At 42.7% G+C, this 23,617-nt stretch carries 25 protein-coding genes; 8 read left to right on the top strand and 17 right to left on the bottom strand.

What is annotated here, in order from left to right:
* Positions 1-112: 112 nt before the first annotated feature.
* Both ACWB1W_RS04220 and ACWB1W_RS04215 read right to left on the bottom strand, forming a co-directional pair.
* Entirely contained in the window at positions 113-1,735 is a 1,623-nt protein-coding gene (locus ACWB1W_RS04220) for a sodium:solute symporter family protein (RefSeq protein ID WP_479370143.1), read from the bottom strand.
* 3 nt (positions 1,736-1,738) lie between these two features.
* Positions 1,739-1,996, bottom strand: a complete 258-nt coding sequence (locus ACWB1W_RS04215; RefSeq protein ID WP_479370142.1) for a DUF4212 domain-containing protein — start codon at positions 1,994-1,996, stop codon at positions 1,739-1,741.
* A 282-nt stretch (positions 1,997-2,278) separates the two neighbouring features.
* Here ACWB1W_RS04215 and acs point away from each other — a divergent pair, with 282 nt between their 5' ends.
* Entirely contained in the window at positions 2,279-4,174 is a 1,896-nt protein-coding gene (gene acs / locus ACWB1W_RS04210; protein WP_479370141.1) for an acetate--CoA ligase, read from the top strand.
* A 19-nt stretch (positions 4,175-4,193) separates the two neighbouring features.
* Here acs and ACWB1W_RS04205 read toward each other — a convergent pair whose 3' ends face one another.
* Entirely contained in the window at positions 4,194-4,922 is a 729-nt protein-coding gene (locus ACWB1W_RS04205) for a 50S ribosomal protein L11 methyltransferase (RefSeq protein WP_479370140.1), read from the bottom strand.
* Positions 4,912-6,582: a carbamoyl-phosphate synthase large subunit gene (gene carB, locus ACWB1W_RS04200; protein WP_479370139.1), complete on the bottom strand. Its 1,671-nt coding sequence runs from the start codon at positions 6,580-6,582 to the stop codon at positions 4,912-4,914. The genes ACWB1W_RS04205 and carB overlap by 11 nt, the downstream gene beginning before the upstream one ends.
* 34 nt (positions 6,583-6,616) lie before the next feature.
* On the opposite strand from carB, the gene ACWB1W_RS04195 reads away from it, so the two are divergent.
* The 3 genes from ACWB1W_RS04195 to purK are packed head-to-tail and all read left to right on the top strand — an operon-like array spanning position 6,617 to position 10,016.
* Positions 6,617-8,080 carry a leucyl aminopeptidase gene (locus ACWB1W_RS04195; RefSeq protein ID WP_479370138.1) on the top strand — a complete coding sequence of 488 codons (1,464 nt, stop codon included), beginning with the start codon at positions 6,617-6,619 and terminating at the stop codon, positions 8,078-8,080.
* The gene (locus tag ACWB1W_RS04190; RefSeq protein ID WP_479370137.1) at positions 8,080-8,922 is read left to right on the top strand and encodes an iron-sulfur cluster-binding protein; all 843 of its coding nucleotides are present in this window, start codon (positions 8,080-8,082) and stop codon (positions 8,920-8,922) included. Before ACWB1W_RS04195 ends, ACWB1W_RS04190 begins: the two co-directional genes overlap by 1 nt.
* 2 nt (positions 8,923-8,924) lie before the next feature.
* Entirely contained in the window at positions 8,925-10,016 is a 1,092-nt protein-coding gene (gene purK / locus ACWB1W_RS04185; protein WP_479370136.1) for a 5-(carboxyamino)imidazole ribonucleotide synthase, read from the top strand.
* Here the strand turns inward: purK and ACWB1W_RS04180 are convergent.
* From ACWB1W_RS04180 to ACWB1W_RS04150, 7 genes are read right to left on the bottom strand one after another with little or no spacing between them, the layout of a single operon-like run.
* A complete protein-coding gene (locus ACWB1W_RS04180) occupies positions 9,982-10,815 on the bottom strand; it encodes a DMT family transporter (RefSeq protein WP_479370135.1) in 834 nt (277 codons plus the stop codon). The two genes, purK and ACWB1W_RS04180, sit on opposite strands and share 35 nt — an antisense overlap.
* Positions 10,816-12,252, bottom strand: a complete 1,437-nt coding sequence (gatA, locus tag ACWB1W_RS04175) for an Asp-tRNA(Asn)/Glu-tRNA(Gln) amidotransferase subunit GatA (RefSeq protein ID WP_479370134.1) — start codon at positions 12,250-12,252, stop codon at positions 10,816-10,818.
* Between the two features lie 13 nt (positions 12,253-12,265).
* Positions 12,266-12,703 (bottom strand): TraR/DksA family transcriptional regulator, encoded by a 438-nt coding sequence (locus tag ACWB1W_RS04170; RefSeq protein ID WP_479370133.1) that lies wholly within the window; start codon positions 12,701-12,703, stop codon positions 12,266-12,268.
* A 46-nt stretch (positions 12,704-12,749) separates the two neighbouring features.
* Positions 12,750-13,430 carry an N-glycosylase/DNA lyase gene (locus tag ACWB1W_RS04165; RefSeq protein ID WP_479370132.1) on the bottom strand — a complete coding sequence of 227 codons (681 nt, stop codon included), beginning with the start codon at positions 13,428-13,430 and terminating at the stop codon, positions 12,750-12,752.
* 10 nt (positions 13,431-13,440) lie between these two features.
* Positions 13,441-13,860 carry a hypothetical protein gene (locus ACWB1W_RS04160; protein WP_479370131.1) on the bottom strand — a complete coding sequence of 140 codons (420 nt, stop codon included), beginning with the start codon at positions 13,858-13,860 and terminating at the stop codon, positions 13,441-13,443.
* On the bottom strand, positions 13,851-14,333 hold the full coding sequence (gene coaD, locus ACWB1W_RS04155) for a pantetheine-phosphate adenylyltransferase (RefSeq protein ID WP_479370130.1): 483 nt from the start codon (positions 14,331-14,333) through the stop codon (positions 13,851-13,853). Before coaD ends, ACWB1W_RS04160 begins: the two co-directional genes overlap by 10 nt.
* The gene (locus ACWB1W_RS04150; protein ID WP_479370129.1) at positions 14,318-14,746 is read right to left on the bottom strand and encodes an RsmD family RNA methyltransferase; all 429 of its coding nucleotides are present in this window, start codon (positions 14,744-14,746) and stop codon (positions 14,318-14,320) included. The genes coaD and ACWB1W_RS04150 overlap by 16 nt, the downstream gene beginning before the upstream one ends.
* Positions 14,747-14,866: 120 nt before the next feature.
* Between ACWB1W_RS04150 and speD the strand changes: the two genes are divergently transcribed.
* From speD to ACWB1W_RS04135, 3 genes are read left to right on the top strand one after another with little or no spacing between them, the layout of a single operon-like run.
* Complete coding sequence (gene speD, locus ACWB1W_RS04145) at positions 14,867-15,265, top strand: adenosylmethionine decarboxylase (protein ID WP_479370128.1); 399 nt, start codon at positions 14,867-14,869, stop codon at positions 15,263-15,265.
* Between the two features lie 11 nt (positions 15,266-15,276).
* Entirely contained in the window at positions 15,277-15,774 is a 498-nt protein-coding gene (locus ACWB1W_RS04140; protein ID WP_479370127.1) for a hypothetical protein, read from the top strand.
* Positions 15,767-16,192: a hypothetical protein gene (locus ACWB1W_RS04135; RefSeq protein ID WP_479370126.1), complete on the top strand. Its 426-nt coding sequence runs from the start codon at positions 15,767-15,769 to the stop codon at positions 16,190-16,192. The genes ACWB1W_RS04140 and ACWB1W_RS04135 overlap by 8 nt, the downstream gene beginning before the upstream one ends.
* Here the strand turns inward: ACWB1W_RS04135 and ACWB1W_RS04130 are convergent, their stop codons facing one another.
* Genes ACWB1W_RS04130 through ACWB1W_RS04120 form a run of 3 tightly spaced genes read right to left on the bottom strand, consistent with a single transcriptional unit; the run spans position 16,193 to position 18,943 of the window.
* Positions 16,193-17,479 (bottom strand): class I SAM-dependent RNA methyltransferase, encoded by a 1,287-nt coding sequence (locus ACWB1W_RS04130; RefSeq protein WP_479370125.1) that lies wholly within the window; start codon positions 17,477-17,479, stop codon positions 16,193-16,195.
* Positions 17,445-18,473, bottom strand: coding sequence for a transcription termination factor NusA (gene nusA, locus ACWB1W_RS04125; protein ID WP_479370124.1), 1,029 nt, complete (start codon positions 18,471-18,473; stop codon positions 17,445-17,447). The genes ACWB1W_RS04130 and nusA overlap by 35 nt, the downstream gene beginning before the upstream one ends.
* Positions 18,467-18,943 carry a ribosome maturation factor RimP gene (locus ACWB1W_RS04120; RefSeq protein WP_479370123.1) on the bottom strand — a complete coding sequence of 159 codons (477 nt, stop codon included), beginning with the start codon at positions 18,941-18,943 and terminating at the stop codon, positions 18,467-18,469. Before ACWB1W_RS04120 ends, nusA begins: the two co-directional genes overlap by 7 nt.
* 535 nt (positions 18,944-19,478) lie before the next feature.
* Here ACWB1W_RS04120 and obgE point away from each other — a divergent pair.
* Positions 19,479-20,510 carry a GTPase ObgE gene (obgE, locus tag ACWB1W_RS04115; protein WP_479370122.1) on the top strand — a complete coding sequence of 344 codons (1,032 nt, stop codon included), beginning with the start codon at positions 19,479-19,481 and terminating at the stop codon, positions 20,508-20,510.
* Here the strand turns inward: obgE and ACWB1W_RS04110 are convergent.
* From ACWB1W_RS04110 to mutL, 3 genes are read right to left on the bottom strand one after another with little or no spacing between them, the layout of a single operon-like run.
* Complete coding sequence (locus ACWB1W_RS04110) at positions 20,479-21,330, bottom strand: DUF58 domain-containing protein (protein WP_479370121.1); 852 nt, start codon at positions 21,328-21,330, stop codon at positions 20,479-20,481. The genes obgE and ACWB1W_RS04110 overlap by 32 nt on opposite strands.
* Positions 21,311-22,306 (bottom strand): ABC transporter permease, encoded by a 996-nt coding sequence (locus ACWB1W_RS04105; RefSeq protein WP_479370120.1) that lies wholly within the window; start codon positions 22,304-22,306, stop codon positions 21,311-21,313. Before ACWB1W_RS04105 ends, ACWB1W_RS04110 begins: the two co-directional genes overlap by 20 nt.
* Before the next feature lie 19 nt (positions 22,307-22,325).
* Positions 22,326-23,606: a DNA mismatch repair endonuclease MutL gene (gene mutL, locus ACWB1W_RS04100; protein WP_479370119.1), complete on the bottom strand. Its 1,281-nt coding sequence runs from the start codon at positions 23,604-23,606 to the stop codon at positions 22,326-22,328.
* Positions 23,607-23,617: the final 11 nt, after the last annotated feature.

Genomic DNA, 23,617 nt, shown 5'->3' with positions numbered 1-23,617 from the left:
CTTCCCCTGGGGTAATACTTTATCTTTATGTTTCTTGAAAGGCTTTCAAGAGAAGTAGGAGGAAGGGAAGAAAAGGGGTAGTGGGTTCTTAAGAAGTCCTCTATGTCTGTTATCATACTTCGTGAATCTTTTTGGGATACCTGATATCCTCAACAAGCTTTTGAACCCTCTCGGAAGGAGGAGGTGTCGTCATCGCAACTATGTAGGAAACTACGAGGTTAGCAATAAGCCCGAAAACTCCGGAGGCGGTGTGTTGGATTCCGGCTATTGAAAAACCTTGGGTCTTATTCAGGTATATGTAAATAATCGTAACGAGCAGTCCTACAACCATTCCGGCTACAGCTCCCTGTCTGTTTAGCCTCTTCCAGAATATACCGAGAACGAGTGCAGGGAAGAATGACGCTGTAGCTAAGGAGAATGCCCAAGCGACTATCTGGACGATAAATCCTATCTTCATAGCTGCAACAAAACCACCGATTACTCCCGCTACGGCAACCGCAGCTTTTCCGAGCATAACAACCTTCTTTTCGGGTGCGTCGGGATTTATCATTTTTGCGTAAAGGTCGTTTGATATAGCGGCAGCTATAACGAGTAAAAGTCCGTCAGCGGTTGAAAGTGCCGCTGCCAAACCACCTGCCATTACGAAGTACCCGACGAGTAAGCTTAAACCCGCTATTTCCGGCGTTGCGAGAACGATTATATCCCTGTGTATGTTTAACTCGGCCCATTGTATTATACCGTCTCCGTTCTTATCTATAACGTTGAAAAGACCTACTTCCGCCCACTTCTGAGCCCATGCAGGAAGCTGGTCTATAGGTTTCCCCACGACATCCTTAAGTATTACGTACCTTGAAAATGCCGCATAAGCCGGAGCGGTGAGGTAAAGTATAGCTATAAAGAAGAGAGCCCATCCCGCACTCCATCTTGCATCCCTCACGGAGGGCGTTGTGAAGAACCTCATTAAAACGTGTGGCAATGCTGCTGTTCCGGCCATAAGGACGAACATAAGTGCAAGAAACTGAATCATAGTAAACTTGGCGTAGGGTTCCACGTAATGGGGTGTTATACCGTGCTGAGTTTCAAGGTCTGTAATCCATTGGAGAACGTTTCCGTATAAAAACTGGGGCAGGGGTACTCCGAACCACTGCATAGCGAGAAGTGAAACGGGAAGAAGGTATGCGGTTATGAGAACTATATACTGGGCTACCTGGGTCCAGGTTATTGATTTCATTCCGCCTATTATCGTGGTTGCTATAATCACGACCATACCTATCGCTATACCTACTTCAAAGGGAACACCAAAGAGTCTACCCATTATGATACCGACACCGGCTACCTGTCCTACCATGTAGGTGAAGCTTATGATTATCGCTATTATTAAAGCAACCAGCCTTGCAAAATTACTCTCATACCTCTCCGCTATGAAGTCGGGAACGGTGAACTTACCGAACTTTCTCAAGTAAGGGGCTATGAGGAGTGCGAGAAGGACGTATCCCCCTGTCCATCCCATTATGTAAGCCAGTCCGTCGTATCCCAGTGCGTATAGAGCTCCTGCCATTGATATAAAGGAAGCTGCACTCATCCAGTCCGCCGCAACGGCCATACCGTTCCAGAAGGCGGGTATTCTTCTTCCCGCAACGTAGAATTCGGCCGCTTCGGTAGCCCTGTTATAAATAGCTATCGCCATGAAGACTATTACTATTCCGAAAACTATTACGTAACCGAGCCACTCCATGGCTTACTCCTCCACTCCGTATTTTCTGTCAAGGTTGTTCATAATCCAAGCGTAAACGAATATCTCTACGACGAAGGTGATTACGGAAAACTGGGCACTTATCCAGTAGTGAGCGGGAAACCCGAAAATTGTTGCCTTTGCACCGAAAAGAGCTTTCGCTATTATAGCCCCCCCGTAGGAAACGAGAGCCCATACTATTAGGAGAACAGTTATAACCGTTATATTTGCTCTGTGGTAGGATTCCAGCTTTTCCTTATCCATAATCCACCTCCTTATAAAGATGTTTCAATAAATAATAGATTTTCCCCTTTAAAAATTCAAGAAATACGTTTTTAAAACACTGTTTTATCTAAAAATTTCCCTTTAAATATTTGTGTTTCAAGGGATACACGCTTAAGCATAGATTTAAATTATGCTTATATTCTAATTTTTTGAGATTTTACTTTAAATTTTTAAAACAACCTTTTAATTTTATTACAGTTTCCTTTTGTAGATTTTTAATGAAAAGTTGCTAAAATTTAATTTCAAAAAGGAGGTGCTAAAATGGCTGAAGAGAAGTCCGAAGTCCTTTTAAAAGTCAAGGAAAAGTATTATCCCCCCGAGGAAATTGTAGAAAGAGCTTGGATCAAGGATTACGAAAAGGTTTACGAAGAAAGCGTTAAGGATAGAGAAGGCTTCTGGGCTAAGGTTGCGGAGGAGCTTCACTGGTTCAAGAAGTGGGACAAGGTTCTTGAGTGGAACTTCCCATACGCAAAGTGGTTCGTAGGGGCCAAGACAAACATAACCTACAACTGTCTTGATAGACATGTAAAGAATGGAAAGAGAAATAAAGTAGCATACATATACGTTGATGAAAACGATAACGAGAGGAAGATTACATACGGGGAGCTCCTTGAACTTGTAAACAGGATAGCCAACGGTCTTAAATCTCTCGGTGTTAAGAAGGGAGATAGGGTTTCTATATACATGCCTACAACTATAGAAGCTATAGCTACTATGCTCGCATGTGCGAGAATAGGTGCCATACACAGCGTAGTTTTTGCCGGTTTCTCGGAAGGCGCCCTTAGAACGAGGATAGAAGACGCTAAGGCTAAGGTTGTGGTAACCGCAAGTTACACTCAAAGAAGGGGTAAGAAAATAGACCTTCTTTCTGTGGTTGAAAGGGCTATAGATGGACTTGACTTCGTTGAAAAGGTTGTGGTATGGGACAGGGACGGAGATGCTCTTGAGGAAAAAGGTGAGTTTTTCGTTGACTTTAACGAGATGGTTAAGAACGCATCTCCCGAGTGCGAGCCTGAGGTTATGGATGCTGAAGACCCCTTATTCATTCTCTACACCTCCGGGACGACCGGCAAACCGAAAGGTGTTCTTCACACCACGGGCGGTTACATGGTTCAGACTTACTACACATCAAAGATAGTTTTTGACCTCCACGATGATGATATATACTGGTGCACTGCGGATATAGGCTGGATTACCGGGCACTCATACATCGTTTACGGAATTCTGGCAAACGGCGTCACGTCAGTTATAACGGAGGGAGCTCCCGATTACCCCGACCCCGGAAGGTGGTGGAGATACATAGAAAAATACAGGGTTAACGTTTTTTACACAGCTCCGACGGCTATAAGAATGTTCATGAGATACGGGGAAGAGTGGCCTATGAAGTATGACCTTTCTTCTCTGAGAATTCTCGGTTCCGTTGGAGAACCTATAAATCCCGAGGCTTGGCTTTGGTATTACAAATACATAGGAAGGGAAAAATGTGTAATCGTTGATACGTGGTGGCAAACAGAAACTGGGGCTCACATGATAACGACAATCCCCTCTTATCCGGCAAAACCCGGAAAAGCAGGGAAGCCTTTCTTCACGATAGAACCCGAGGTTGTTGATAAGGACGGAAATAAGGTTCCCCCCAATACGGTTGGTTTCTTGGTTATAAAATCTCCCTGGCCTTCTATGTTGAGAACGTGCTGGGGAGAACCCGAAAGATACGAGAAATACTGGAACACGATTAAGGGCGTCTACTTTGCGGGAGACCTTGCATCATACGATGAAGAGGGATACATAATGATTCTCGGAAGAGCTGACGACGTTATAAACGTTGCAGGACACAGAATAGGAACTATGGAGGTTGAGAGTGCTCTGGTCAGTCACCCGGCCGTAGCTGAAGCTGCGGTTATAGGAAAACCTCACGAGGTTAAGGGAGAGAGCATAAAGGCTTTCGTTGTTCTCAAGAAAGGTGTTGAACCCTCCGAGAAACTTGTTGAAGAGCTTAAGCTCCACGTTAGAAACGAGCTCGGCCCTATAGCTGTTCCCGACGAGATTGAGTTCAGGGAGAAGCTTCCCAAGACGAGAAGCGGAAAGATAATGAGGAGAATACTAAAAGCGGAAGAACTTGGTCTTGACGTGGGTGACGTTTCAACCCTTGAGGAGTAACTTCTTTCCTTCCCTTTTTTTACTTTTTTACAACAATACAATACCAGTTTTCTTCTTCAAGAACCTCGTAAAAGTCTATACGTAAAAGCTTTTCAAATTCCTTTAGGTCCTCTTCCTCATATAGACCCGAGAATATCCCTATCTTTCTGAACTTAGGTTTTATATCCCGTAAAACTTCCCTAAATATCTTTATCTCAAGATTTGCAACGACGAGGTCAAAGGTTTCTTTAATGTCTCCCGGCTCCGCCTTTAAACACGTTATCTTAACGTTGTTAAGTTTTGCATTTTCTCCGCACTCCCTTACCGCATCTTCACTTACGTCTATTCCCAAAACGGAAGAAGCCCCGAGTATCTTTGAAATTATTGCGAGTATACCGCTACCGGTTCCTACGTCAAGAACACTCATACCCTCCTTTAAATGTTTTTTGAGTGCTTTTATACAGAGTCTCGTTGTCGGATGGAGCCCGGTTCCGAAGGCCATTCCGGGCTTTATGTAAACCGCTCTCTTCCAAGGAGGTAAAATTACAAAGTCGTCAACCTCAACGGGTTTAAACCTTTCCATCCAGTTTTCCCAATCTTGCTTAACTTCCCGAACTTCCAAAGGTTTTAACTCTTTTAGCTCTCTATACAGGGCAAATATAACCTTTCCCCCTTCCCTTTTAATAACCTCAACGGGAAGCGATTTCTCGTAAACGAGCCGGTAAAACTCTTCTTCGGGAAGAGAGTAAATAAATTTTTTAATCTTCATCAAGTATTTCCGTTCCCTCTACGGTATAGTAAGGCCTCTCGTAAGAAGAATAGTAGTATGGAGTGTAGGCTACGAACTCTCCCGCACATGTGTCAACACCCTTGAACGATGGTTTTATTCCGTAGGACTTTCTAAGCTCCCTTATCTCCTCTTCCTTTTTACCCCTTATCTTCGCTATCTCGTTATCGGAGTATCCCAGCTCCTTTGCCCTCCTAAGTATCTCGGGTGTAAGTTCCTCTTTTTCAAGTGTTTTCTCAAATCTAACAATCTCTTCTATGTTGTATAAGAACCACCTATCTATCTTTGTAAGCTCGTAAAGTTCATCTATTGTGTATCCTCGCCTTATGGCTTCTGCAATATACCAGAGTCTGTCGGGATTTGGATTTATGAGATTCCTCTCGAGGTCTATCTTGTCAACTTCAAGTCTCGGAAAAGAGAGACCGTATCTGTCTATCTCAAGGCTTCTTATAGCCTTCAGTAAAGCTTCCTTGAAGGTTCTACCTATGGCCATAACTTCCCCTACGGACTTCATCATCGTTGTGAGAGTTCTGTCCGCTTCCGGGAACTTTGCAAAATCAAACCTCGGAATCTTTACTACAACATAGTCTATTGAAGGTTCAAAAGAAGCAGGGGTGAACTTAGTTATATCGTTCTTGAGCTCGTCAAGGGTATAGCCTACCGCAAGCTTTGCCGCAACCTTAGCTATGGGAAATCCTGTTGCCTTTGATGCTAAAGCTGAAGAACGGGAAACTCTCGGGTTCATTTCTATTACGTAAAACTCACCGCTTTCCGGAGAGAGTGCAAACTGTATATTTGACCCTCCCGTATCAACTCCTACCTCCCTTATAACCGCTATAGCTGCATCTCTAAGCATTTGATACTCTTTGTCTGTAAGGGTCTGGGTAGGAGCTACCGTTATTGAATCACCGGTGTGGACACCCATGGGGTCTAAGTTTTCTATGGCACATACGATTATAACGTTGTCCGCTTTATCCCTTACAACCTCAAACTCTATCTCCTTCCAGCCTATAAGGGACTTATCAAGTAAAACCTCGTGAATAGGGGAAGTCTCAAGGGCTACCTTAAGCTTTTCTTTGAACTCCTCAAGGTTGTAAGCTATTGAACTTCCCGTTCCCCCTAGGGTAAAGGCAGGTCTTAGAATAACCGGAAATCCTATCTTTTCTATTGCCTTGAGTCCCTCCTCCATTGAGCGGACTATGGCACTCTCGGGAACTTTTAGACCTATATTTTCCATGGCTTTCTTAAATAGTTCCCTGTCCTCCCCTTTCTTTATAGCCTCGTAGTTGGCACCTATCAACTCAACGCCGTATTTATCAAGGATGCCACTCTCGTAAAGTTCAACCGCAAGGTTTAAACCCGTCTGTCCACCGAGAGTTGGAAGAAGAGCGTCAGGTCTTTCAACCTTTATAATCTCTTCAAGGATTTCCGCGGTAAGGGGTTCTATATAGGTTCGGTCTGCAAGTTCCGGATCTGTCATTATGGTTGCGGGATTGGAGTTTACGAGAACGACCTCATAACCTTCCTGTTTTAAGGCTTTACAGGCTTGAGTTCCCGAGTAATCAAACTCGGCAGCTTGTCCTATAACGATTGGTCCCGAACCTATTATGAGTATCTTTTTTATGTCGGTTCTTTTAGGCATTTAAAGTATATAGTATATAAAGGGGTGAGAAAAGATGGAAGTGAAGAGTTACAGGGATGATATAAAGGCATACAAGGGAAAAAGCATATCCATTATGGTTTACGAAGGGGATACAAGACCCGTCGGAAGACTATCAAAGGGCCTTGCGAATAGGGTTAGGAAAGTTCTTGAGGTTGAGAACTTTAAAGGAAAGGAAGGGGAGATTTTAAAGGTTCCGACCGTGGGACTTTCTGTAAATGCCGTTTATCTTGTCGGTCTCGGGAAGAAGGAGAAGGTAAACGAGGATACATACAGAAGGGCTTCTGCAAACCTCGTAAAGAGACTGAAAAAGGATAAGGTTGAATCAACACTCGTTGTGACACCAAGAAGGGGAGAACTTCCCGAGGAACTTACAAAGGCACTAACGGAGGGTGCTATACTCGGGAGCTACAGCTTTGATAAGTATAGGAGCAAGCAGGAGGACACATTTGAGATTAAGGAGTTTCTCATATACAGGGGAGAGAACGGCGGTATAGAAAAAGGGAAGATATTTGCAGAAGCTCAGAACTACACGAGAAACCTCGTAAACGAACCCGGAAATGTTATAAACCCTGTGACCCTTGCTGAGGAAGCTAAAAAACTCGCGGAAGAATACGGACTTGAGTGTAAGGTTTACGACGAGAAGGAAATACAGGAAATGGGTATGATGGCTCTCTACTCCGTCGGAAAGGGTTCCGCAACACCTCCGAGGTTTATACACCTTACCTACAAACCCCAGGGGAAACCGAAGGAGAAGATAGCTATAGTCGGAAAGGGGCTTACCTTTGACAGCGGAGGACTCAACATAAAGCCCGGGGATTACATGAGGAATATGAAGATGGACAAAAGCGGAGCGTGTGCGGTTCTCGGGATTATGAAGGCTGTGGCTCAGTTAAAACCTCAGGTTGAGGTTCACGGAATTATCGCTGCAGCGGAAAACATGCCGGACGGAAACGCATACAGACCGGACGATGTGATAAGGGCTAAAAACGGAAAGTATATAGAGATAGACAACACGGACGCTGAGGGAAGGGTAACGATGGCAGACTCCCTATCTTATGCGAGTGAGTTAAAACCCGACAAGATTATAGACATGGCAACGCTTACGGGTGCGTGCATGGTAGCTCTCGGGGAGTATACCGCCGGACTCTTTACGAACGCACCGGACTTTGCGGAAGAGATAAAGGAGATAGCTAAGAGAACGGGTGAGAGGGTGTGGGAGCTTCCTATGGACGACGAGAGACTCAGAAAGAAGATAAAGAACACCGTTGCTGACGTTCTGAACACGGGAGGAAGATACGGAGGAGCAATAACCGCCGCTATGTTCCTTGAGGAGTTCGTAGAGGAAGGAATAAAGTGGGTTCACCTTGATATAGCGGGTCCCGCATGGTCTAAGGAGGATTACGCTTACTACACGAAGGGAGGAACGGGATTCGGTGTTAGAACCTGTCTTGAGTACATTATGAAGGTAGGTGGCTGATGTACAGGGTTATAAGAAAGGAGAGGTTAACACCTTCCGCGGTTTTGATTGAAGTTGAAGACGATAGGGCTAAGCTCGTAAAACCGGGACAGTATGCACTGGTTCAGTTTAAAGAAGACTCCGAGCCCATTCCCCTTTCCTTCCTTCACGTTAAGGAAAACTCTTACACCTTCTTGGTAGAAACGGTAGGAAGGGCTACTCTTGAGATAGCGGAACTCCTTGAAGAGGGATTTAGCTTTATAGAAGCCCCTTGCGGTTCTCCCTTTCCCGTTAATAAATACGGAAGGGTTCTACTCATTTCAAAGAACTGGGGTATAGCTCCCTTAATAAACGTGGGAAAGGCACTTAAAGGAAAAAATAACGAGGTTTACTTTATACACGTAGGTGAAAATGAGGAAAAGGTATTTCTCACGGAGGAAGCATCGGAAATTTCCGAGGAGTTCTTAGTTTTTACGGAAGACGGCTCTTTAGGAGAAGAAGGGAATACCGATTGGGCACTGAGGTATTTCCTTGAAAACTTTCTAAAACCCGACCTGGTTGTAAGTGCCGGAAGTAACTTAGACTCCCGGATGGTCTGTGAAGTTGCAAAGGAAAAGGAATTAAACCATATAGCAATGGTTAACGCTCATATACTTGATGCGAACGGACTGTGTCTTGCCTGTAGGGTTCTCGTGGAGGGAGAGGAAAAGCTTGCATGTCTTGACGGACCTTGGTTTGACGGGAAAAAGGTTAACTGGGATTACGCTATTCAGAAGGAGTTCTTTTACGGAGATGAGGAAAGAAAAGCTCTTGAGGCTTTTATGAAAGAACTTAGGAGGATAAAGGCAAAAAGGGGAAGCTGAGTATGTTTAAGGTGGGTATACTGGGGGGTGGACAACTTGGCTGGATGACTATCCTTGAAGGAAGAAAGCTAGGATACACTTTTTACGTTCTTGAGGACAAGGAAGATGCCCCCGCCTGTAAGGTTGCGGATGCCTGTTTTAGGTCAAGCGAACTTGAAGAGTTTTACAAATGGTGTGATGTGATAACCTACGAGTTTGAACACATAAGGGAAGAGATAATAGAAAAGGTAGAGGATAAGCTCGTAAACTCGGAGGTTCTCTTTATAAAGAAAAGTAGGGTAAGGGAAAAAAAATTTCTGAAGGAAAACGGGTTTCCCGTTCCCAGGTTCGTCATAGCAAAGAGGGACGAGTTATACGAAGCGGTTGATGAGATAGGGTTTCCCGCAGTTGTTAAGGCGGAAAAGCTCGGATACGACGGAAAGGGCCAGTATAGGATAGAGAAGAAGGAAGACTTAAAGGGAGTTATCAGGAACCACGAAAGGGGTGAATGGTTCGTTGTTGAGGAGTTTATAAAGTTTGATGCTGAGATTTCGTGTATAGGTGTGAGAAATAAAGAGGGTGAAGTTATCTTTTACCCTCAACCCTTTAATAAACATGAGGGTGGAATACTCCTTTATAACTACGTCCCCTTTGTATACGTGAGGGAAGCAGAGGAGATAACGAAAAGGCTGATGGAAAAGTTAAACTACGTCGGAGTTTTCACCGTTGAGTTCTTTCTCCTAAAAAGCGGTAAGGTTCTTATAAACGAGTTTGCCCCCAGAGTTCATAACACCGGACACTGGACTCTTGACGGGGCCTACACCTCTCAGTTTGAAAATCTCCTCAGGGCCCTAACTGACCTACCTTTAGGTTCAACGGAGATTAAAACACCTTCCGGCATGGTTAACATACTCGGAAAGGATATTTCTGAGATACCCCTGAAGGAAATACTATCAATAGAAGGAACGAAAATATACTGGTACGGAAAGAAGGCAAGGCCTAAAAGAAAGGTCGGACACATAAACGTCGTGGGTAAAGAAGAAGAGGTGAAGGAAAAGATAAAAACTATAGTTGAACTTCTCAGAGGCTCAGGAGTAAAGCTCCCAGCATCATGATAAGACTTGATTTCAAGGCGTTCTGAGTTCTTTCACCGAAGATAACCTTTCCGTAAATTACATCAAGGATTATTGATAACCTCTCAACCGCCGAAACGTAAGAGGCATAAGTAAAGAGGTATGCGTAGGTATAGGTAACCATACCGAGGGAGAAAAAGACTCCGAGAAGGGGAAATTCATACCTCTTTAAAGCTTTTAAGGGAGGGAAGTTCTTCACAAAAGGAAGTAACGAAAAGCTCATAACGAGGCAGTAATACCAAGAAAAGAAAAGGGGATTGCTGTTTACAACCGCTATTTTTCCTATAACTACGTTTATACCGAAAAGGAAAGATGAAACCAGGGCGTAAAGGACGCCCCTGTTTATCCTTAAAAAGGACTTCAGGTCTCCCCGAGCGAGTTTCAGGCTTCCGTAAAATATAAGGGCTATCCCCAGCCATCCCTTTAGGTCAAGCTCTTCACCAAGTATAAACCAGCCCCCCAGCGCGGAAAAAACGGGCATAGTAGTGAAAAAAGGCATGGCGACCGATAGGGGTGAATACTTTATGGCTTTTATGAAAAAGATAGAAGCAAATATCTCAAGAGGAAGCCATAAAAAGGTTGTTAAGAAAACCGTTTCGTTAAGGTCCCAGTTTAGAATTCCGAAAGGGGAAAGCAGTAAAGTCCCCAAGGGAAACCTAATCCACAGGATAAAGTTCTCGTCGTATCTTCCATCAAGGAGTTTTTTGTTAAAAATGTCGTTTGTAGCCCAGAAGAAGGCGGAAAGAAGGGCAAGAATTACACCGAGAAGGTGGTTATACATTTAATAAAGGGGTATTTTCTCGTAATGTTTAAACTTCTGTTCCCAGATGTAGGAAACTCTTAATATCGTTGTTTCATCCCAAGGTCTTCCTATAAGCTGTCCTCCTACAGGGAGATTATTCTTCCAAGCTATAGGCATTGATAGAGCCGGAAGACCTGCTAGGCTTACGGGAACTGTGAGTATATCGGAGAGATACATCTCTATCGGGTTTTTAGTCCTCTCTCCGAACTTAAAGGGAAGGGTGGGAGTTGTGGGTGAAGCTATTATATCAACTTTTTCAAAGGCCTTCATAAAGTCCTCGTATATAAGCCTCCTCACCTTTTGAGCCTTTAAATAGTAAGCATCGTAATAACCTGCGGAAAGGGCAAAAGTTCCTAGCATTATCCTTCTCTTTACCTCAGGTCCGAACCCTTCATCCCTCGTTTTTGAATACATCTCAATTACGTCGCTGTATTCCTTTGCTCTGTAGCCGTACCTTACACCGTCATACCTTGCCAGATTTGAAGAGGCCTCGGAGGGTGCAATTATGTAGTAAGCAGGTATAGCATATTTCACGTGGGGTAAGGAAATCTCTATCGTTTCAAAACCCTCCTTTTCAAGTTCCTTTATAAAATCCTCAAAAGCTTCCTTTACTTCCTTTTGAAGCTCAAACTCAAAAAACTCTTTCGGTATCCCCACCTTAAGTTCTTTTACCTCTCTCTTTATCTCTTCGCTCCAATTGGGAACGGGTTTTTTTGCCGAAGTGCTGTCCATTTCGTCCCATCCGCTTATCACCTCAAGGGTGAGGGCTACGTCCTCGGTTCTCCTTCCGAAGACCCCTATCTGGTCAAGGGAACTCGCAAAGGCAACCAGCCCATACCTTGACACCCTTCCGTATGTAGGTTTAATTCCTATGACTCCGCAAAAGCTTGCAGGCTGTCTTATTGAGCCTCCCGTATCAGAACCCAGGGATACGGGTACGGAAAGAACGGAAACAGCAGCTGCGGAACCGCCGGAAGAACCACCGGGAACCCTGTCGGTATCCCACGGGTTTCTCGTGGGGAAAAAGGCGGAATACTCGGTTGAAGAACCCATAGCAAACTCGTCAAGGTTTGTCTTTCCGACTATAAGGGCTCCCGCCTCTTTTAGTTTCTTTATAACAGTTGCATCATACGGAGCTATGAAGTTTTCAAGAATCTTTGACGCACATGTTGTTCTTTCTCCTTCAACCAGAATGTTGTCCTTTACAGCTACGGGGATTCCGTAAAGGGGTTTTTCCTTACCTTTTAGATTTTCTGCCTCTTTTAGAGCTTTCTCATAAAGGGGTGTTATGTAAGCTTTTACCTTTTCCTCCGTTTGATTGAATCTATCGTAAAAGCTCTCAATTACCTCTTTAGGGGATACTTCTCCCTTTTTAAGGAGTTCCTTCAGTTCCGTTAGGGATTTCTTCCAGAGCATAGGGAGTATTCTATCATGCCTCCCCTATGTCTTCTCTTTCTACCTGTATGTTTTCCGGATTATACATATCTATACCGTAAGAGGGCATATAAGTTCCGCTTTCTTTCTCAACTTCCTCCGCACATTTCGCACAGTATCTGGTCCAAGGTATAGCACATAGTCTTTGCTCGGGTATCTCCTCCCCGCATCTTTCGCATATTCCGTAAACTCCCTTTTCTATCTTCTCAAGGGCGTAATCTATCTCCTTGAGTGTTGCCATCTCAACCTGTGAAAGGTTATCAAGGAGTTCCTCAGTATAGGTTATCTGACCTATATCTTCCCAGTCCCTCGGCTCCCTTGACTCCTCTCCCAGTCTTTGCTGGGTTTCTTCCTTCTCAAGGTATCTCTCAAGTATCTTTGCTTTTTCTTCTAAAAGTCTCTTTTTACATTTCTTAAGGAGTTCCTTCTCCATAGCCTCCTCCTATTAATAAGAGAAAAAATATAGCCTGAACCTTTTTTCATTTCAAAACTTTTTTCGTTTTTATGTAAAAGATGTATAGGTCAAGCTCTCCGAGGGTAAGATTAAGCTCTTTTGACAGGCTCTCAAGTGCCTTTTCAGCTTCAAGGTAAACCTTCGGTGTGATGGTTTTTACCTCTCTGAGGAGTCCTTTTTCCATAAGAAACCTTGATATATGCCTGTCTATTATCGCAACGTCTTTAAAGCCTATATTCCTGAGAAAGTGTGAAGCCTCTTTGTAGCCGAAACCCTTTATCTTGTATCTTGATTTTGGGTCTGCAAGGAGCTCCCTTATCACCTTCGGGTTTTTCTCCCTTTGTATCAGAGATAAAACCTCTTTAAACTTTTCCCGCGCTTCAACTATCCTTTGTGCCCTCTGCTGGGCATACCTGTGTCCGAAGGAGGTAAGAGTTTGGGTTAACTCATTTTCCGACATGTTCATAAATCCCTCGTCTCCGAGAGTTGCCTGTATCTTTATACCCAGGGTTGCTGAGGAGTTTGCGGTTAGTATACAAAAGCAAAGCTCCGAAAATATACCGGCGTTGTAGTCTATATCCAGAAAAGGGCGAAAGTCAAAGTGGGTTTTGCCTTCCCTTCCGAGCCTCTCAAACTCATTTATCCTTTGCTTCACATACTTCTCCACTTGGGGAATTACCCTTTTTATTTCCTCAATCGCGTTCATAAAGGAAATCTTAAGGCTCTCTCTTCCCTGCGTAAAGCTCCGTGAAGTATTTAATTATGGGAAGCCTTAACCTTTGCATCGCTTCTTCAAGGGCTCTTCTTCTTGGAAGCTCACCAAAAGCTCCCGAGGGAAGGGAGTAGGGAACGCTTGCAGAGAAGGTTTCGCTTCCTATCCTTATACTTAAGCTCAGTAGGTAAGTTGATACCCTCTGTTTGGGAGATACGGCTATTCCCTCTTCGGAAAAGGAGGCATTAACCTTTAGGTTTAACGAGTTCTCGGAACAACCGAGCTTAAACCCCGACTCAAGGGCATACTTCTCAACGTATGTGGCTACCCTTTTGTTTACGTAAGGGTCTTCAGTGTCAATATTAAACTCAAGACAAAGCTCCTTAGCAAAAGCAAAGGAGAAAAGGAGAAAAACTAAGAGCATCCGAACTTTTCCCTCAGTTTTTTTATAACATACGGGTGAGTAAGCTCCTCAAGATTTCCGCAGTAAGAAGCTATATCCCTTACAATTGTTGAGCTTATGTGTATATACTCCTGGGAGGGCATCATGAATATGGTTTCAACACCGGCAAGCCTGTAATTGGTAAGGGCTATCTGAAGTTCATACTCAAAGTCGGTAAAAAGTCTAACCCCTCTTACTATTACGTTTATCCCTTCCATCTTTAGGAAGTCAACAAGTAAGCCGTCAAAGCTCTTAACCTTTACGTTAGGTATATCCTCAACCATTTTTTGAAACATCTCAACCCTTTCCTCTATGTCAAAGAGAAGATACTTTCTCGGTCTCTTAGCTATTGCCACCGTAACCTCGTCAAAAATTCTCGCACTCCTCTTTACTATGTCCAGATGCCCGAAGTGGGGAGGGTCAAAAGTTCCCGGATAAACTACTCTTTTACCCATATTGATAATACTGTATCACCGTATCTTCTTTCTTCCGGTGCGTTAAAGCTTTTCCTTTTATCGTGCTCTAGTATGAATACACCCCCTTCTTCAAGTCTTGAAAGAGCTAATTTTATGAGTTCGTCGTATTTGTCGTAAATGTAGGGTGGGTCTGCAAATATCACGTGAAACCTATCTTTGGTTCTTCTCAGAAAACTCAATGCATCCCCGATAACAACCTTTTCCTTTGTTTTCCTCTTTATCTCTTCCGCAAGGCTTCTGTTCTTCTCAACGAATATGACCTGAGCTCCCCTTCTTTCCGCCTCTAGCCCTATCTGTCCTGTTCCCGCAAATAGGTCAAGAAACTTTATCCCTGATATATCCCCGAGTATGTTAAAGATTGCGTTCTTAACGATAGACTGTGTAGGTCTCAAGTAAGTTAATCTTTTTTTTTCACAGTTCTTGTATTATACTTTTATTTTGCCTAAGGAGGCAATTATGCGACATGTAGTCTTTGTAAAACTCTTTAAAAACTTCTCAAGGGAGGATATGAAATGGCAAAGACCCTCGGACTGCATATCCTAGCGGACCTTTACGGAGTTGAAGCGGATAAGATTGACAGAGTTGAAGATATCAGAGAAGTTTTGGAGGGAGCTGTCAAGTACGCAGACCTTACAAAAATCTCCTCCCATTACTACCAGTTTCAACCCCACGGAGCGACAGGGGTTATACTTCTTGCAGAATCCCATATCTCAATTCACACGTGGCCCGAGCACGGTATAGCAACCGTTGACGTTTACACCTGCGGAGACCCTTCAAAGGCTTACAAAGCTATGGACTACATAATCTCCAAACTCCAACCCGCAAGAGTTGATAAACAAGTACACGACAGAGGACTCCTCCAAGAAGAAAAAGATTCAGAAAAGCTCCGAAGTATCCTCCTTCAGGTCTAAAATTCTTCTTTATGAAAGTTCTTCTCGTTTTTTACAAAGAACTTGAAAAACAAAAGGACGGTATTTTCAAACTAACCGAGGAAAATTACAGACTTATAAAAAAGAAGCTTGGAATAGATAACCTTTATGCCGTAATAACCGAGGAGTTCCTTGAGGCCTTTAAGCTTTTCCCTGAGTTCTGCTTTATAAACAACACACAGGGAACGCTAAACTTCGGTGTTTACAAAGGAATGAGGAAGTTAAAAGGAGAAGACATACTGGTAATAGATGCCGGCAAAAAACTCCTTGAGGAAAGACTCGTGAGGATACCTCTCAGCGGTATTGCTTCTGTTCTAACTAAGAGGGGAAAGTGGGCGGGGATAGCATACATTCCTAAAAGGGAGTTTTATTACTTCCTAAGAAGCCTTGAGAAGACCTTTGACAGGTGTATAACGGATGCTTTCAAGGTTTTAAAAAGTTCTTATGGTATTGATTATCTTATTAATGATATAGATAAAAAGGATGGTTGACTCTGACATTCTTTTAATAGCATTTGTGGACGCAATTGAGGGGGTAAAGAACTTAATAGGTGAAAGGGGAGCGGGTGCGGTTCTCAGGGAAGCGGGAAGACACAGCGGTCCAAAACTTCTACAAAGTCTGATAGGCAAGCTCCCCGAAGTAGTTGACAAGAAGACGGCACTGGTCCGAACCGTATCAATAATGGAAGAACTTGGATTCGCGGACGAGATTAAGGCGGAAGACGGAAAGCTTATAATTAGGAATGACGTGTTTACTGAAGCTATGAGGGGGGAAGTAAATGAAGGCTCTCCGGTTGTTCATTTCCTTGCGGGACTTATAGAAGGATTCGTCCAGTTTATGAGCGAGGAAAAAGCGGTTGTAAAGCCGGTAAAGGCTGAAAAAGGTTATATAGAGTTCCAGGTTTCCTAATTACTCTGAAAGCTCAAGAAGGGCTATACTCTCTATGTGAAAGGTTTGAGGAAAGTTGTCTATAAGCCTTAAGGAAGTAAGTTTGTAACCTCCTCTTGTGAGCATTCTAACGTCCCTCGCAAAGGTTGTTGGATTACACGAAACGTAAATAATCCTCTCAGGCTTGTTCTTAATGAGAAGGTCTATTTCCTCTTTAAAAAGCCCGCTCCTTGGTGGGTCAACGAGTATAAGGTCAAATATCTCTCCTGCTCTTCTTTTCATATACTTATAGGCTGTTGATTCCGTGAAAACAACGTTATCCCTACCGTTTAACCTTGCGTTGTATTCCGCATCTTTTACAGCGGATGGGTTTGCATCAGCCCCCTCAACGAAGTTTCCCTTTTCGGAAAGAGGTATCGTGAAAAATCCCACACCCGCGTGAAGGTCGGCGGCCTTTTTGAACTTATCGCTCAGGCCAACAACGGAGTTTATAAAATCCTCCCAAAGGGTGTAGTTAACCTGAAAGAAGCTGTCATTACTTACCCTGTATTTCCAATTACCTGCGTCCATAAATATGTGTTCCCTTCCCACTTTATACCTTTTTACAAGAGTGTTCCCCACCCTTCCGTAGTTCCCTATACCAACAACCCATGAGGGAAAAACGTCCTCAAGTAGATTCTCAAGTAGAGATTCCTCCGTGTGTGTTATCGTTACAAACTTAAGCGTAGCCTCGTCTCTAGACGGAGAGTAATTTACGTGAACCTCTTGAACGTCCTTTATAACCTTCATACTTTCCCTGATGTAGGGTATAAGGGAGTTTATCTTTTCGTGAGCAAGGAGGCACTCCTTTATATCTACAACCTCTTTCTTATCCCATCTGTAGAATCCTACCTTTCCCTCTTGAACCTTGAACTGAACCCTTACCCTGTAGTTGAACTCCTTTTTTGAAGGTATCTCCCCTTTGTAGGGAACTTCCTTCTGCTTTCCTATTCTCTCGAGGCTTTCAAGTAGTATGTTCTTCTTTGAGTTTATCTGTTCCTCATAAGTTATATGCTGGAGTTGACAGCCTCCGCAAATACCGTAATAGGGGCATGGAGCCTCTCGCCTTGAAGGAGAAGATAGAACTATTTTCTTTACCAGTGCCTCAGAGTAATCCTTTTTCTCCTTTATTACTTCCGCATCAACTAACTCCTTAGGTGCTGCAAACCTCACGAAAACCGTTTTCCCGTTTATTCTTGATAATCCGTATCCGCCGTATACGAGCTTCTCTATACTAAGCCTCAGAAGATTCTTCACTTTTTCCTTCATCGTCCTTCTTTCTAAGTTCCTCAAGTTTCTCAAAATCCTTTAGAGATAATACGTCTATATGCCACCCTGTTAATTTTGAAGCAAGCTTTACATTTACCCCTTTCTTTCCGATTGCGAGGGAAAGTTCTTCTTCCGGAACCGCGACCTCTGCTCTCCTCTCGTAAGGGAAGAGCCTAATCTTTTGAGGATGTGCGGGTGCAAGGGCTCTCCTTATAAGCTCTGCTATATCGTCACTCCACCTTATTACGTCTATCTTCTCACCTCCCAGCTCCTCAGATATTTTCTGAATTCTCGTTCCCTTTAACCCGACAACTATACCAACAGGGTCCATCTTCATCTCCTTAGCATCTACCGCAACTTTTGCCCTTTCTCCCGGTATTCTTGCAACCGCTTTAACCTCTATCAGCCCTTCCCTGATTTCGGGAACTTCTTGTTCTAAAAGTTTCTTAAGGAAGCTGGGATGTGTTCGTGAAAGAATCAATATGGGTTCTCCCCTTACCTTTTTAACTTCAAGTAGTAAAGCTTTTACCCTATCTCCAGTTTTATACGTTTCACCGGGAAGCTGTTCCCTTTTCGGAAGTATTGCGTCTATTTTACCGAGGTCAACTATTACGTCGCCGTTTTCAAGAGCTTTCCTTACAATCCCGTAAACGATTTCACCTTCAAGCTCTTTGAACTCAAGAAATCCCCTTTCCTGTTCAGCTTTTTCAAGCTCCCTTAAGAATTCCTCCTTCGCAGCAAAAGCCGCAATTCTGTTGACGTCCTCCGGGGATATATCAAGGGGAAACTTTAACTTCTTGTTTCCCTTCTTCTTTACGGTATAAACCTTAATACCTTCATCCGTAAACTCAACTTCTATGTTGTCCTTTATCTTTTTATCCCTTCTTATCGCTATTGCTATCGCATTTTTCAGCGCTTTTTCAACGACCTTTTCGGGTAGGTCATGTTCCTCCGCAACCTGCTCTATCAGTTTCTGAAGAGCTCCCTTTACCATCTTTCTATCTCCAGCCTTCCCTTAGCTATAGCAGAAAAGGGGATGTGTAGAACTTCACCCTTTTCCTTGTCGCGAATATCTATTATACCGTTCTTAACACCCTCTATAGTTCCCACCACTTCTCTTTTTCCTCCTATTGGTTCTTTAAGGATAAGTTTAACAAGTCTTCCCTTGAAAAAATCGTAATGTTCTAGCTTTGTAAGCGGTCTCGTAAGTCCCGGAGAACTTATCTCAAGCAGATAAGAAAAGGGAATCATGTCTTCAACGTCAAGAAGTGCACTTACCCTTTTACTAATCTCCTCACAATCTTTAATGGTTATACCTCCTTCTTTATCCGCTATAATTCTGAGAACCCATCCCCTTCCTTCGGGTTTGAACTCTACGTCAAATAGCTTAAACCCCATACCCTTTATAACGGGCTCTACAAGCTCCTTAACCTTTTTCTCTATTTCTTCTCTATCTATTTCCATACTTATTATTTTGTATTTAAAGAATAATAATAGGGCCGTGAAAATCCTGTGGATAAATTCACACCCCTTTGATTTTCAATGTTTTTAGAAAATTTTATCCACATTTCATTCACATGTTGTTCATAAGTTATTTATATTACGTAATTTTACCTTGATTAAATTGTTCAGTTCTACGATACACTTATGCACTTATCCACATTTATCCACATTCTCTTCATAAGTTATTTATAATTCTTAATTTTTCTGTTGTAAAATTGTCAAGTTCTATGAAAGACTTATGAGTTTTCCACATACCTTCCCTTTTTATCCACATAATGTGTTAAAAGTTTTGTTCTATGAATTACTTATGGTAAAGATATGCGTATTTATAAACTCCTTGAAAATCAAGGGATAAAAGTTCCGTGTGGATAAATTATGTGGATAATGTGGATGAATTGTGGATAAATTGTGGAAAAAATGTGGATAGAAGGTTATTAAAACCGTTGATTTTCAAGAAGCTTTCAGGGACTAAAGGGTATATATTTAATCTTTTGGTATGGATAGGTTCGTTGACAGGGTAAAGATTTACGTAAGGGCCGGAAAAGGAGGAGACGGAGCGGTTGCCTTTTTAAGGGAGAAGTATAGACCAAAAGGTGGACCTGCAGGGGGAGATGGAGGAAAAGGAGGGGACGTTATCCTCGTTGCAACCTCTTCAAAACATACACTCCTTGACTTTAAGTATAAAAAGCACTTTGTAGCAGAAAACGGGCAACCCGGAAAAGGAAAGAAGATGCACGGGAAGAACGGTGAGGATCTAATAATTTACGTTCCGGTGGGAACAGTTGTAAAGGATGCCCGGACGGGAGAGGTTATATGCGACCTTGTTAAGGAAGGACAAAGATGTGTAGTTGCTAAAGGAGGAAAGGGAGGAAGGGGGAATGCAAGGTTTGCAACGCCTACGAACCAAGCACCTACTTATGCTGAAAAGGGAGAGCCGGGAGAGGAAAGGTGGATCATACTTGAGCTGAAACTCATAGCGGATGTGGGTCTTGTTGGATTTCCGAACGCTGGCAAGTCAACACTTTTATCTAAGCTCACGAGGGCAAATCCGAAGATAGCGGATTATCCCTTTACGACTCTCACACCGAACCTCGGTGTTATGGAGCTTGATTGGGATAGAAGGCTTGTTATTGCGGACATACCGGGTCTTATAGAGGATGCTCATAAGGGGGCGGGGCTCGGCCATGAGTTTTTAAGGCACATAGAGAGGACAAAGTTCTTGGCTCATATAATAGATGTATCCGACTTTAGGGATAGGGAACCCTTGGAAGCTTTTAAAGCTATTAACAGGGAGCTACACCTGTACAGTCCTGAGCTTGCAAAAAAGCCCCAAATAGTAGTAGCAAACAAAATAGACGCTCTTAGTGATAAAGGGCTTCTTAATGAGCTCAAAAAAGCCTTCGAAAGTATGGGATACGAGTTTTACGCAATTTCAGCACTTACCGGAGAAGGCCTTGATGAGTTAAAGGAAGCCTTATGGAGAAAGTATACGGAAATTAATAAAGGGCAAGCTCTTTCAAAAGTTTGAGCTTATGATTTCTTCCCGTAGACGGACTTATCCTCTTTTTTCCCAACTCAAGACCCACAGCATATCCCTTACTCATGTATTCGTTTATAAGATAAGTAAGTTTGGATAATCTCTCTTCTTTGTTTCCTTTAACAGCGTCAAGGCTGAGAATAATCGCTTTTTCCTCTTTCCCTTCCATAACCTTAACTTTCAGCTCGTCGTATTTTGCGGAAATCTTCCAATGTATTAACTTTACGGGTTCGTTCGTGTAGTCTTTTATCTCCTTTATATCTTCGTTTCCCCTTCCCTTCTCTTCTACGCTTTCCCTTCCCCTTGAATTCTTCAAGATAACTTCCTCAGGATTTGTTTTTAAAGGTTTGGGAAAAACGAAGAGGTTTATATCAATTTCCGTCTCGTATAGCCTTGTGAACATCCCTAAAGGAAAGTCCGAACTCACTTCAAGCTTTAGCTTCTTATAATACCCCCTGTCGGGAAAAAGAAACTTTGCTTCCTTGAACTTAAAGTCTTTATCAACTGTTGTAAAGAGAACTTCGGAATATCCGTTGCTTATCTTTATGAGAAAGGAGGGAAAATATCCCTCCTTCTTAACACCTACCTTTCCGTTTACAGGTATGCCTGCGTATACCTCTTCGGGGAGTTTTACCGTTATTCTTAATTTCCTAAGGTTGTAAATGGATATCACACCCGCTACAAGCATACCCGAAAGCATATAGGAAACGATAAGGTAGAGTAGGTTATTTCCAGTATTTACAGCGGCAACACCCATAACAATTGTTATTCCGATGAATAGTTTTCCCGTTTTATTTACCCTGACTTTCATGTCTGTATTTCTTCAGTAAGCTATCTCCGAGGATATTAAAACCTACAATTGTCAGGAATATAGCCATCCCGGGAGAGGCAAGCCAGGGGTATGAGGAAAGTATGTTAACGTTCCTAACATCCGAGAGCATGTTTCCCCAGCTTGGAACGGGTTCCTGTATACCGAGTCCTAGGAGGGAGAGTGATGCTTCTCCCAGAATGAAGGCGGGGATAGACATAGTCGCGGAAACTATAAGGTAAAAGTATGTGTTGGGAAGAATGTGCTTAAAAAGTATTCTAAGGGTTGAAGCCCCGTATGTTTTTGCCGCAAGAACGAACTCCTTTTCCCTTATAGAGAGAACCATTCCCCTGACAACACGGGCAAGCCCTGCCCACCCGAGAAATGAAAGGATGAATACTATTATTAAAAACACCTCCCCGCTAGAGAGTTCCAGAGGAAAGACGGCTCTCAAAGACAACAGAAGGTAAAAGGCGGGAATGGACATAAGAACTTCCGCAGTTCTCATTATTATGGTGTCCGTTAAACCTCCGAAGTAGCCCGATATTCCCCCTATTAGGGCACCGATTAGAAAAGTTGTGATAGTTCCTATGAGGGCTACTCCGAGAGAGTATCTTCCCCCGTAAAGAAGTCTTGAAAATACATCCCTTCCCAGCTTGTCCGTTCCGAGGAGGTATAGGTTGCAGGGTTTTTCAACGCTTACGAACTTAAATCCGAATTCCGTTTTACTGAAAAACTTAAGTCTGCACGAAACCTTTTTATTTTCCCTGTAAACCTTAAATAAAGGGTCTACAAGCTCATACTTATTAACGTATGGAAACGTAATTTTTCCCTCTTTGAATATGTGAATTCTTGTAGGAGGGTGAAAGGGGGCATGTCTGTTCTGAAGGTCATAGGGATAAGGTGCAAAGAAATCCGCAAAAGTAACGAGGAACATTATTATCCCTATAAGGGAAAGGGAAAACTTAATGCCGAACATTTTGTTATAGAATTTTACCTTAAAAACTCCTTCCTAATTTCTCGTATATCTCCTTTAAGGGAACCTTGTAGTATATGGGTCTTCCGTGTGGGCATACGTGGGGATTATCAAGTTTTTTCCATTCCTTTATGAGCTCTTTTATCTTTTCGTTTGTTAATTTTTCTCCCGCTTTTACCGAAATTCTGCAGGCGACTTCCTCATTGCCGTTTTTCTCGTAGTTTATCCTTTCATCAAGAAGATGCTGGTCTATGAAGTATAAGAAGTTTCCATCACTTACAAGGATAATAGTATCGTTAAGCTGTCCTATAACTTCGTATGTCGGTTTATAGCTTTCGCTTTTCTGACGAAGTATAGGTATATCGAGGATTGGGTGTTTTTTTGACGACAGCTCCCTTATTAGTTCGTAAACTTTTCTTTCTTTTAAGAACTTTACCTCTTTTTTCTTAGGGTGGATGTTAATGTCAACGAGAAAAGGAGGGATTTCTATAAATAAAACAACCATAGTTTTATAACCGAAGGTTTTCCTTACGTATTCTTTCAGGTTTTTGTTATAAACAGGTCTTGAGTTTACAAAGATGTAGTATTTTCCTTTTTTTTGGTTTCTTGAAATAAAACACTTTACCTTTATTCCTTCCTTTTCTGTTTCTAATTCTTCAAACTGAACTTCAAAGACATCTTCAATTCTTCCCTTTATGTCCTTTTTTTTCAGGTTTATGGTTTGTTTTCCTTCGGAAAATAATATAAACTCAACCTCAGGATTTGTTATCGCATACTCTCTTACGAGCTCGGTTATCTTTTTTCTTTCGGTATCTTCCTTTCTTAAAAACTTCTTTCTCGCAGGGAGGTTAAAGAATAAATCGTATACTTCCACCTCCGTTCCTATCTCCATTCCCACTCTTCTTACGCTTTTTAGCGTTCCCCCTTCAACTTCTATCTCTCTTCCTTCCTTTTCCTGGTAAAACCTTGACCTTAGTCTGAATTTGCTAACACTTGAGATGGAGTAAAGTGCTTCTCCTCTGAAGCCGTATGTTTCTATATTTAGCAGGTCTGTTTCCTTTTCAATCTTGCTCGTAGCTCCCGAGAGGACGACCTTTTCTATATCCTCCGGGTGGATACCTATTCCGTTATCCTTAACTCTGATAAGTCTTTTACCTCCTTTTACTACTTCAATTTCAAGTTTTGTCGCTTTTGCATCGAGGGAGTTTTCTATAAGTTCTTTTACAACATCAACGGGGGCGTCTATAACTTCCCCCGCTGCAATCTTTCTTCTTACCTCGGGCGGTAAAATTCTGACGAACATAAGGTATTAAA

It is taken from the genome of Aquifex sp., assembly GCF_056494385.1.
The sequence above is the reverse complement of the archived record's forward strand: the minus strand, read 5'-3'. Positions and strand labels throughout refer to the sequence as shown.

Bases quoted from the DNA above. Each gene is read 5' to 3' on its own strand.
- ACWB1W_RS04220 (WP_479370143.1), bottom strand. From the start codon at position 1,735: ATGGAGTGGCTCGGTTACGTAATAGTTTTCGGAATAGTAATAGTCTTC.
- ACWB1W_RS04190 (WP_479370137.1), top strand. From the start codon at position 8,080: ATGTACAGGGTTATAAGAAAGGAGAGGTTAACACCTTCCGCGGTTTTG.
- ACWB1W_RS04165 (WP_479370132.1), bottom strand. From the start codon at position 13,430: ATGAACGCGATTGAGGAAATAAAAAGGGTAATTCCCCAAGTGGAGAAG.
- ACWB1W_RS04170 (WP_479370133.1), bottom strand. From the start codon at position 12,703: ATGGAGAAGGAACTCCTTAAGAAATGTAAAAAGAGACTTTTAGAAGAA.
- gatA (WP_479370134.1), bottom strand. From the start codon at position 12,252: ATGCTCTGGAAGAAATCCCTAACGGAACTGAAGGAACTCCTTAAAAAG.
- obgE (WP_479370122.1), top strand. From the start codon at position 19,479: ATGGATAGGTTCGTTGACAGGGTAAAGATTTACGTAAGGGCCGGAAAA.
- ACWB1W_RS04120 (WP_479370123.1), bottom strand. From the start codon at position 18,943: ATGGAAATAGATAGAGAAGAAATAGAGAAAAAGGTTAAGGAGCTTGTA.
- ACWB1W_RS04135 (WP_479370126.1), top strand. From the start codon at position 15,767: ATGGTTGACTCTGACATTCTTTTAATAGCATTTGTGGACGCAATTGAG.
- nusA (WP_479370124.1), bottom strand. From the start codon at position 18,473: ATGGTAAAGGGAGCTCTTCAGAAACTGATAGAGCAGGTTGCGGAGGAA.
- purK (WP_479370136.1), top strand. From the start codon at position 8,925: ATGTTTAAGGTGGGTATACTGGGGGGTGGACAACTTGGCTGGATGACT.
- ACWB1W_RS04130 (WP_479370125.1), bottom strand. From the start codon at position 17,479: ATGAAGGAAAAAGTGAAGAATCTTCTGAGGCTTAGTATAGAGAAGCTC.
- acs (WP_479370141.1), top strand. From the start codon at position 2,279: ATGGCTGAAGAGAAGTCCGAAGTCCTTTTAAAAGTCAAGGAAAAGTAT.
- carB (WP_479370139.1), bottom strand. From the start codon at position 6,582: ATGCCTAAAAGAACCGACATAAAAAAGATACTCATAATAGGTTCGGGA.
- coaD (WP_479370130.1), bottom strand. From the start codon at position 14,333: ATGGGTAAAAGAGTAGTTTATCCGGGAACTTTTGACCCTCCCCACTTC.
- ACWB1W_RS04105 (WP_479370120.1), bottom strand. From the start codon at position 22,306: ATGTTCGGCATTAAGTTTTCCCTTTCCCTTATAGGGATAATAATGTTC.
- ACWB1W_RS04140 (WP_479370127.1), top strand. From the start codon at position 15,277: ATGAAAGTTCTTCTCGTTTTTTACAAAGAACTTGAAAAACAAAAGGAC.
- ACWB1W_RS04195 (WP_479370138.1), top strand. From the start codon at position 6,617: ATGGAAGTGAAGAGTTACAGGGATGATATAAAGGCATACAAGGGAAAA.
- ACWB1W_RS04180 (WP_479370135.1), bottom strand. From the start codon at position 10,815: ATGTATAACCACCTTCTCGGTGTAATTCTTGCCCTTCTTTCCGCCTTC.
- speD (WP_479370128.1), top strand. From the start codon at position 14,867: ATGGCAAAGACCCTCGGACTGCATATCCTAGCGGACCTTTACGGAGTT.
- ACWB1W_RS04205 (WP_479370140.1), bottom strand. From the start codon at position 4,922: ATGAAGATTAAAAAATTTATTTACTCTCTTCCCGAAGAAGAGTTTTAC.
- ACWB1W_RS04160 (WP_479370131.1), bottom strand. From the start codon at position 13,860: ATGCTCTTAGTTTTTCTCCTTTTCTCCTTTGCTTTTGCTAAGGAGCTT.
- mutL (WP_479370119.1), bottom strand. From the start codon at position 23,606: ATGTTCGTCAGAATTTTACCGCCCGAGGTAAGAAGAAAGATTGCAGCG.
- ACWB1W_RS04215 (WP_479370142.1), bottom strand. From the start codon at position 1,996: ATGGATAAGGAAAAGCTGGAATCCTACCACAGAGCAAATATAACGGTT.
- ACWB1W_RS04110 (WP_479370121.1), bottom strand. From the start codon at position 21,330: ATGAAAGTCAGGGTAAATAAAACGGGAAAACTATTCATCGGAATAACA.